This is a genomic window from Nostoc sp. KVJ20, from assembly GCF_001712795.1.
Lineage (GTDB): Bacteria > Cyanobacteriota > Cyanobacteriia > Cyanobacteriales > Nostocaceae > Nostoc.
Map to the genome: position 1 here is coordinate 1 of NZ_KV757777.1, position 1,774 is coordinate 1,774.

At 39.3% G+C, this 1,774-nt stretch carries 1 protein-coding gene; it reads left to right on the forward strand.

Annotation, left to right across the window (positions count from 1 at the left end):
* The first annotated feature begins 249 nt into the window (after window positions 1-249).
* On the forward strand, window positions 250-1,569 hold the full coding sequence (locus A4S05_RS36295; protein ID WP_084227391.1) for an IS4 family transposase: 1,320 nt from the start codon (window positions 250-252) through the stop codon (window positions 1,567-1,569).
* Window positions 1,570-1,774: the final 205 nt, after the last annotated feature.

Below are 1,774 nucleotides of genomic sequence, written 5' to 3' on the forward strand. Positions count from 1 at the left end.
TTGGCTACACAACTATATAGAAATAGTAAAATGGCCTCAGATAAAAATCTTTATAATCATCCTTATTACTGGGCAGCATTCACGATTACGGGTAAGCCGAATTAATTCTTTTAGGGAACTCCAAGAAATAAATTATTTAATTTTGTAGGGTGGGCATCTTGCCATTGGCGTCAAGTTAAGAAAAATAGAGTCTTGTCAAGAGGGGCCTAGTAATTGACTAAACTCAACACAATGGTGCTGAGTTTAGTCATGAGTAAACCACGGAAAAAACAAGGGAATCCAGACTTTCGCCATCGTGTAACGGTGCCCGCGCCTGAGAGCAAGGAGATTGAATCACGATTATTTGAACTACTTAGTCCAGGCACATTTGCAAATCTCAAAGATGTAAAAGATAAAGAACGTAGCTTACGCTCACGTATACTAACCTTACCAGTAATGTCCGCAATCGTTCTCAGCCTAGTGTATCGTCAAGTACAGCACTTAACAGATGTATTACGTATATTAGAAGTTGAAGGATTGATGTGGGTTTCAACAATGGAGGTAAGCAAACAAGCTTTATCTCAACGTCTTAATAGTTTGCCTAGCCATCTTTTTATGGTGCTATTTGAGCAAGTAATAAAGAAGATTAGAGAAAAAAGTCGTGACAAAGAACTAGCACCAAAGTGGGCATCGGTAGCAGATAAATTTTCATCTGTATGGATTGCAGATGCCTCAACTCTTGAAGCAATTAAAAAACATCTTGGGCAATTAAAAGAAAAAAAAGGTCAGATATTGGCGGGTAAAATAATGATGGTGGTAGAAGCATTTACCCATTGTCCAGTCTCAGTTTGGTACGATGGCAATCCTAATTGTAACGAGACAAATTGGTGGAAATCTTTATTATCAATTCTGCCAGTAAATGGTTTGTTATTAGTAGATATGGGTTTCTATGGATTTGAGTGGTTTGATGCTTTAACTGATTCTGGTAAGTATGTTTTAACAAGACAAAAATCGAAAGTTGTTTATCGGACTGTGCGTGTATTATGGCGAACCTCTCATTACAAAGATGAGATTATTCAAATGGGACTGCATCATACTAACCCATGTCGCCATCCAATGCGACAAGTATCAGTGTTGTGGGGTAATACTTGGTATAACTATTTAACCAATGTGATTGACCCGGATGTACTTTCGGCACAGCAAATATGTGATTTATACAGACGACGTTGGCGGATTGAAGATGCTTTTTTACTTACAAAACGCTTGCTGGGTCTATCTTACCTCTGGGTTGGGGGAGCTAACGGGGTCAAAATGCAACTCTATGCAACTTGTATTTTTTACGCTGTACTCAACGACCTATGTGCCGATGTTGCTATCGCTCTACAGCAGCCTGTAGAACAAATTTCTATTGAGATGGTGTTCCGCAGTTTGTATTTCTTTAACCGTGCCTGCTTGCAGAACCCACAGTTAGAACTTATACCTTGGCTTGTCGAAAATCATCGCTCAATGGGACTTGTTAAAGCTGTTCGCAAACGGCATAGGGATAATGCCAAAAGGTCACTTGACATTTGGGAACCAGCCTTAACTTGACACCTATGGCAAGATGCCCACCCCACAATATATATTTTTATCATTTGATAGTAATGGTTAGTGAGGAAGGCTAATCATGCAACTAAATCGATTCGACAACATTCAGGAATTCTGGCACTGCACTCAGGCTTACTTACTCCAGCATCAGGTAGAAAATAATGTTTTGCTCAGTATTTTGCATACCTTGTTGCATAATCCAGAACGT

Bases quoted from the DNA above. Each gene is read 5' to 3' on its own strand.
- A4S05_RS36295 (WP_084227391.1), top strand. From the start codon at position 250: ATGAGTAAACCACGGAAAAAACAAGGGAATCCAGACTTTCGCCATCGT.